The organism is Asaia sp. W19, from assembly GCF_003994335.1.
Classification (GTDB): Bacteria; Pseudomonadota; Alphaproteobacteria; order Acetobacterales; family Acetobacteraceae; genus Asaia.
In genome coordinates this window covers 226,160-234,187 of record NZ_PNQZ01000025.1, presented here as the reverse complement: position 1 = coordinate 234,187, position 8,028 = coordinate 226,160, and the positions used below count along the sequence as shown (strand labels likewise).

4 protein-coding genes are annotated in these 8,028 nt (G+C 54.5%); 3 read left to right on the top strand and 1 reads right to left on the bottom strand.

The features are described 5' to 3' along the window. Positions 1-1,719: AMP-binding protein (locus C0V97_RS06875; protein ID WP_158625360.1), on the bottom strand; the 1,719-nt coding region annotated here is incomplete at its 3' end. Positions 1,720-2,423: 704 nt separating this feature from the next. Here C0V97_RS06875 and C0V97_RS06870 point away from each other — a divergent pair. The 3 genes from C0V97_RS06870 (at position 2,424) to C0V97_RS06855 (ending at position 7,762) form a co-directional block, all read left to right on the top strand. Beyond that, positions 2,424-3,181, top strand: a protein-coding gene (locus C0V97_RS06870) for an IS5 family transposase (protein WP_127101882.1) whose coding sequence is annotated in 2 segments (ribosomal slippage) — positions 2,424-2,757 and positions 2,757-3,181 — 759 coding nt in all. Because the reading frame shifts where the segments join, the coding sequence is not laid out codon by codon here. A 1,597-nt stretch (positions 3,182-4,778) separates the two neighbouring features. After that, the gene (locus C0V97_RS06860) at positions 4,779-7,013 is read left to right on the top strand and encodes a TonB-dependent siderophore receptor (RefSeq protein ID WP_127101881.1); all 2,235 of its coding nucleotides are present in this window, start codon (positions 4,779-4,781) and stop codon (positions 7,011-7,013) included. Continuing rightward, complete coding sequence (locus tag C0V97_RS06855) at positions 7,013-7,762, top strand: hypothetical protein (protein WP_127101880.1); 750 nt, start codon at positions 7,013-7,015, stop codon at positions 7,760-7,762. The genes C0V97_RS06860 and C0V97_RS06855 overlap by 1 nt, the downstream gene beginning before the upstream one ends. Positions 7,763-8,028: the final 266 nt, after the last annotated feature.

Here is an 8,028-nt window from a genome sequence, read left to right as displayed (position 1 = left end):
TGCTGCCCAGCCCCCCAGTGCGGCAAGTCCCGAGGCATCGTGCAGCAGGACCGCCGGGCGCGCATCGTCAAGAACACGCTGCAGGCGGCCCGAGGCATAGGACGGATCAAGCGGCAGATAGGCCCCGCCCGCCTTGAGGATCGCAAGAAGCGCAATCATCATCTCGGGCGAGCGGTCCAGACAGACCGCAACCGGCATGTCAGGCCCGATACCCAGCGCGATCAGATGATGCGCCAGACGATTGGCCCGGACATTGAGCTCCGCATAGCTGAGCGTATGCCCCTCAAAGCTCACCGCCGGTGCATCCGGTGTCATCGCCACCTGCTGCTCGATCAGATCATGCAGGCACAGCGTGTCAGGATACGACATCGCTGTGTCGTTCCACGAAACAAGAACCTTCTCCCTCTCCTCGGGCAGCAGGATATCCAGCCCCCCTACCAGCGCATCCGGCTTCAGAACGAGCTTCATGAGCAACGCTTGCAAACTTCTTTCCAGCGTCCGCCCATCAAGCTGCTGATCAGAGCCGCTCGGTGGGGCATAGATGATTGCAAAATCGTGCGCCGCCCCGCCGTTTATCCGGTAGAAAGTAAAATCATGATCCGCCTTCGGACCTGAGAGGCGGCTGTTATATATACCTCGCCCAGGCCCATAGGTAAGATCGACGTTCATATCGATACAAGTTGCAGTTGGCCCAAAGGACTTTGCGTTTCCACCTAAAGAACGAAGTATATGCTCGCCCCTGTACCTCGAATGAAGGTGAACGCGCCTCAGTTCTTTCCGCACTTTGTTTATGATGGAATTAAAAGAATCTAGCTCTGATACAAAAATTGTGATGGGTATTATATTACTGAAGAACCCTATAGCATTGCGATTGTTCTTTGTCCTGCCACCGACTGGTAGACCTATAGTTACACTGCTCGCTCTGCTCACCAGGTGCATATATATAATCAGGAATGCTATCGAGCAGGTCGCGAAGGTAAGCTTGTTCTCGCGTATCATCTCAAAAAGCTGACGACGCACCGGTTCGCTGGGAATAATTCGGTGCCCATCGTTTCCCGAGACACTTTGGACCCGCTCAAGAAGACGCGTATCAGAAAGATTCGCTGTGTAATCTCTCCAGAAAAGCTGGCTCTTCTCGTCCCCGTAATCGCATTCGGCGGAACCGTCGATAGCGAAGCCGCACGAACCTCCGCCCACCATCGCGTTATACGCGTTAGTAATTTCACGGACTACGATAGAGATCGTGATGCCGTCAGCAATTATATGATGGTATTTTTGATATAAAACTAATCCGTTATTTTTCGTTAAGCACAATATAATTTTACATAGAAAGCTATCTTCTGCATTGAATGAAGTAATGTCTTCTGCAGCCAGTATATCCTCGATCTCAGGGTCGGATAACGGAACACTATGGACGATAAATATATCGCCATATTCTTCCTCAGAGGGTTTCTTATTTACGAAAATTTTTTCTACGAAATACCTGTTTCTTATGATCCCGTTTATACATTCTATTAATTTATTTATTTGAGGTATATTAAATATAGTTACGGTGCCAGAAATGCAGAAATTTGCTCTGTCATTTAGTTTATTATATAAATACATCTCCCTTTGCTGGACTGAAAAATCCGACCGCGTGAGCATATCATTGTATTCGATGGCATTCCCACGATCTTCGTTCTGCAGCATCGATTGCCATTCCTGTTCGGTGTTATTCATTTTTATGATTGCCATCAGGTTTTTCGGCAATCTTCCTATAACGATATTTTTATATTGCAAATAACGTTATTTTTACGATGCCATCTTTTTTATGCCCTATTACGGAGCCTGAGGATGACCCCCTCGCTGATTTGGAAGCGCTTGCTAAGGGAGAATACTGCGTATCGAAACGCGCGTATCTCTCCTTTATACCGTTCAGCTGCCCAGCCTTAGATAATCGAGCTTGGCCCTCGCCGATAAAAAAAACAGGCCGCGATTTTATTGCAGCGATACTCAGGGATCTTATTGGAGACATAACATTTTTATAGTAACTGGTTGCGATATGGCTTAGTCGGGTGGAGACCGTCTTCTTGCATCTGAGCCTGGGCACCAAATTACCCGAGCCGCGTTCCCCGCCCATGCCAATCGAACGGGAAGATGCCGCCAAGACGAGACCCTCGCATGACGAGTACTCCATGTGCACAAGGCCAGATCAATTCTGACACTGCTCGCGGCGATCTTGGATATCGCCAGTATAACCGTCTCATGACACACAGGCAGAGATCATGAAATGCAAGCTGACCGGCCATCTCGAAAAGCCAAAGCATATGACAGGTGCTGCTTTGGAAGAGCCGGAAGATGCGTTGGCAACGGGATTAGCTAGGCTCATGACCCATTCCGAGACTGAGATTATGTAATTCGACGGTCATCGGAAGAGAAACCCGATGTCTGATTCGCCGACGCTGCCTGTGAGTAAGATGCACACGTTAGGGCCATATCTCCCGAAAATGCGCGGTCTGAAACGCGTAGATGATCGCCGCGTGCTGAGCGGCGTCGTCTGCGTGATCCGGCATGGCGCGCAATGGAAGGACGCGCCGTCGGGCTACGGTCCGCATAAGACGCTGTATAATCGCTTCATCCGTTGGAGCCGTCTTGGCGTATTTACCCGGATCTTTTCCTCCCTGACGGATAATGTTGGCGTCCCGGAGGAGTTGATGATCGACAGCACACATCTGAAGGCGCATCGCACTGCCGCAGGCCTGCTCAAAAAGGGGGTGCTGCGCGTCGGATCGGACGCACAAGAGGCGGCCTGAACTCGAAACTGCATGCCGTCTGCGACGGGCATGGCCGTCCAGTGGCGATGCTGCTCACCGAAGGTCAGATGAGTGACCACAAGGGCTCAGCCCTGCTGCTGCCACGCTTGCCCTCCGCTCGCCACCTGGTCGGCGATCGCGGTTACGACAGCAATCGCTCCCGGCGCAATCTGACCGAACGAGGCATCGAGCCATGCATCCCGTCCACGCAGAGCCGGAAAGTGCCGATCCCGCACGACAAGTCCCGATATCGCCGGCGGCACGAGGTCGAGAACACGTTCGGCTGCCTCAAGGACTGGCGCCGCATTGCCACGCGCTACGACCGCTGCGCCCACACCTTCTTCGCGGCACTCTGCCTCGCCGCAACAGTCATCTATTGGACGCCGTAATGAGTCCTGCCCCTAACGCGTTTGAGCTTGAGAGATCTGTATCGATTATCGAGAATCTTCCTCTCCCAGCGGAGAAAAATTTTCTCAGCCCAGAGTTCAGCTAACTAGACGCATACTGACCATTAAGGCGATAGCAACAACGGATCTCACCAGCGCAAAGCATCTAACCTTTTGCCACAATCTGCTATGCACTAAATACGCCCGAAACGAATATAAACAAGAATACCCCCAATCGAAGACAGTTCGTCAGCCCCGCCGATCGAGCCCAAGCAGCTCGTTTTAATATCGCGATCAAACTTCAAGGAGTAACGGGCATAGGGGGTTCTTCTCGGTTCTGGGGAATGCACCAAGCGCGACCGGTCCCGCCAGATCACGCGTAGCTGTGGCGAAGGCTGCTTCTATGATTGCGAGATAGTTTTGGGTACTCAAACCACCTTGGAAAGCGTTATTCACGTCTGCCAGCATCCGAAGCACGGCCTTCTCTTGGTGAGGATTGCACTGTTCTCTCAAATCATCCAGCAGGTGCACCTTTTCGACAACGAAACCGATGGCGGAACTCGTCCTAGATTGCGCTTCAACAGCTATGCTCGCGAACCATGCAATCTATCTCTATATTACCGGATGTACTCGCCCGGTGCAGCTCATATTGATACACTTTCTTATGAGTATCTATGGTTGCGGGTAGCCCCGTCCCTATCGAGGTTTCGCGGCTTTGCGCCAGTGCTTTTTCAGCAAGAACCTGCCCGAGGCGACCATTCCCACCCTCGAGAGCTTGAATATTTTCGAACCAGAGATTAGCCATCCCTACTTGGTCTATCGCAGGTAAAGGGTCTGCCCTACCCGGCGCCGTTCTGTTATAGTAATCGATAAACTGGGCCGTTTCCTGAGATGGTGATTGCATGACAAGCAGCTGACCGGCGTTGTTATCTAGATGTTAAATAGACCCAACGACGATGCCTGAGCCTTCTAAAAGCCACTTCTCAGCCTCGTCCAAAAGCGCGTTATCGGGCTGGAAACACGTCCATAGTCCTGAAGCTGCCGGATTCAGCGCGTGATCGAAATCCGGATCGCTTACCGATCATAAAACATACGTATCGTGATCGATAGAGGGCGTGGGTATCGAGCACTCTACCCGCCACCACATGTCGAACTCTAACAGCACCTCATCCGATCATGACGAGCAAATCACAAGCCACAAGCACCTTAGGAATCAGCTCTTGCCTTCCCGGATTATTTGTCCAAGAACAAGAAAAGAAAGTCACAGGAAGAAGCGCGTAGACAGTAAGAAACCTGAAATCGTTGGAAATAGTGATGCAGGCGACCCAGAGTATTGAGGTTCGAGTCCCATAGTTCGCACCACTATCCCATCGAGCGGCAGATACGCCCCTGCTCAGCGACCACGTCGCGCGCGAATTGATCCCGCCGGTACGACGTTACGGGAGGCAATGTAACGCTGCCTTAAACTTTCCCAATCTCGGGCAATAATCATGTTTATGCGAATCATTTGCATGTAGTCCCGCTCCATACGAGACAAACGAGGGTGCTTCTCTTCGCCCTCCGGGCGCCAAGCCACGCCCGCCACCTTCTCTGGAGTGTCATGAAAAAGTACTGCTTTCCCCTGCTCTGCCTGGGTGTTTTCCCTGTGACGGTCCGAGCCGCCTCACTCAGCGAAGCGCCGAACTCTTCCCTCAGCATGCAAACACCTAATCAGACCTCCACCCGGCAAGCAAAAGCGCAGAAAGCTCTGACATCTCAGAAAACGGATGAGCTGATCACGGTCACAGGGCGCGCCACCCCGCCGCCAGAGATTACGCATACACGGTATCAGCCTACCCCCGATGCCTCCACCCTGCGCACCACAACGTCGGTGCTGAACATTCCGCAGGTGGTCAACATTGTCTCTCCCCAGGTCATCCGCGATCAGGAGCCGCGTAACCTTGACGATGCACTGATCAATGTCAGTGGCATTACCCAAGGCAACACTCTGGCCGGCACGCAGGACACGATCATGAAGCGTGGCTTCGGCGGCAATCGCGACGGGTCGATCATGCATAACGGCATGCCGCTTGTCCAAGGTCGCGGTTTCAACGCTGCTGCAAACAGTGTGGAAGTGCTCAAGGGTCCTTCCTCATTGCTTTACGGCATCATGGACCCTGGCGGCGTCATCAATATCGTCAGCAAGAAACCCCGTCTCGAAGCCAAAACCGTCGCCTCGCTGATGGGCTCGACCTACGGGAGAGGCAAGGACGGATTCGAAGGCATGCTCGACTCCACTGGCCCAATCGGAAATGGCAAACTAGCCTATCGCTTGGTGCTCGATCGGATTGCCGAGGATTACTGGCGCAATTTCGGCATGCATCAGGAAACACTTATTGCTCCCTCCCTGGCATGGCTGGGACGCAAGACGCAGGTCACGGCCTGGTACGAGTTCCGCGATTATCTCTATCCGTTTGACCGCGGCACCGCACTCGATCCACGCACCAACAAGCCGCTCGACATTCCAGCCACACGTCGTCTGGATGAAAATTTCAACCGCATGACCGGACAGAGTCATCTGGGTCAGATTTCGCTCGATCATCGCTTCGGGGCCGGTTGGTCGGCCCATGTCAATTTCAGCTATAATCAGGAAATCTACGACGCCAATCAGCTGCGTGTGACAGGCGTCAATGTCGCAAAGGGCACACTCAGCCGCAGCAATGATGCCACCCATGGCGCCTATAGTTCTGATACTTATGGAACCGCCTATCTGGATGGCCCCATTACGATTGGCCGGTTCAAACAGACGCTCCAGATCGGTATGGATGGCGAATACCGCCTGATCTACCGTCGCGATCTGCTGCGCCAGTCGAGCAAATACACCTTCAGCTACCTGCACCCGGTCTATGGGCTCGAGAACCCGTCCAGCACGATATCGGCCAGCGACAGTGACCAGACCGACAATCTGCATGATTATTCAGGCTTTCTGCGCGACACGTTCAAGCTGGGCGAGCGATGGGTTGTCGTGGGTGGTGTGCGCTACCTGAGCTACCGGCAGATTGCCGGGCGTGGACGCCCATTCAAGGCCAATACGGATATCGGCGACGGGGCCTTTCTGCCTCAGGCGGGACTCGTCTACCGTCTGGCGCCCTCATGGTCGCTCTATGGCAGCTACACTCAATCCCTCAGACCCGCCTCGACCATTGCCCCTCTCTCGAGCGGGCTGGTTCTCACTTCAGGATTCCAGCCTGAAAAAGGGCGTTCCTATGAGTTCGGCGTGAAAATGGCCCTGCGCAACCGCGTCACGGGCACGCTGGCTTTTTACGACATACACAAGCGCAATGTGCTGGTCTCGCAATATAACACCACCACCAACCTGACCGATTACCGCACGGCAGGGGCAGCACGGTCACGCGGTATAGAGCTCGATCTGGCGGGTCAGGTGACAAAGCGCCTGAGCATGATCGGAAGCTACGCCTATATGGACGGCGCCACGACCAAAGACCCGCTCTACGCAGGCAAGCAACTCTGGAACGCGGCGCGTCACACGGCTTCGCTCGGACTGGCTTACGATCTCGGTCCGGTTTGCGGTGAGGACAGGCTGCGTTTGGGCGGTGACGCCCATTATGTCGGCCAGCGCGCCGGCGACTCAGCGAACAGCTTTTTCCTGCCTGCCTATACGACAGGCGACCTGTTTGCGACCTATGACCGGGTCATCGCGCGACACAAGGTCAACGTCCAGTTCAATATCAAGAACCTGTCGAACCTTACCTATTATCCCTCGGCCGTGAACAGCTACTTCGTCTCGATGGGCGACGCGCGTCGCTTCTCGCTGCGTACCATGGTGGAATTCTGATGTTTCGTTTTTCTCTTCGGCGTCTCGCGCTCTCACTCCTGCCCTTGCTCCCCTGTGCCTTCATCACCGGGGCCGAGGCTGAGCCCATCCGCATTGCCTATCTGTGCAAGACAGACGGCCCCAATCGCACGGTGGACGATGCCGCCATGGCCCATATCACCTCGCTTGGCTTCACGGTGCATCCGCTTTCCGAAGAAACCCGACCAGAAGCAGTCGCAGAGGATATGGTCGTTCTCTCCTCGACCGTCTCGGGCAAGAATGTCAGCCCTGCCTGGCGCGAGACCACAAAGCCGCTCCTGACCTGGGAGAATGACAGTCTCGACGATCTTGCCATGACAGGAAAGCGCCATGACGTCGATTTTGGCGAGACAGAAAAGGAGCGCTATCTCTGGCTCGTGAATGCCCCTCATCCGATGAGCGGCGGCCTGCCTGCCGGCCTGGTGAATGCCTATACCAAGCAAAGCCCCATGAGCTGGGGCAAGCCGGGGCTGGGAGCCACAATCATCGCAACGGTTTACGGTCAACCCGAAAAGGTCGCGATCTTCGGCTATGAGAAAGGCGCGACCATGGATTACGAGAGTCTGGCGCCCGCGCGGCGCGTCATGATGTTTCTCGATAATGCCACCTTCACCATGGTTTCGCCGCAGGGATTGTGCCTGTTCGATTCCGCCCTCCTCTGGACCGCTGGCCGCAAGGAGAGAGCCTCTTCCTGTGCGCATCTGTCAGGCAAGGCGAAGTCCACGGATTGAACACCGGGCGACAAGATGACAAGCGCCGAGCGGTCAAAGCACATCGCGGGATTAGGCGATCTTCCCGATAGGATGATGATCGCCCTGCCCCGATACGAAAGCTCTATTCAGGAACGTGCACCACGGCTTACGCCGGGTAGCGCGTATCCCGATTGGGCACGAGCTTCCTTCCTTGAACCATAGCCTCAGGGCCAAACGTGACGGGCCAGGATTGGCATCATCTGCCCCGGCGTGAGGATCGGGAACGCTGGGAATTCTGGTTTCAT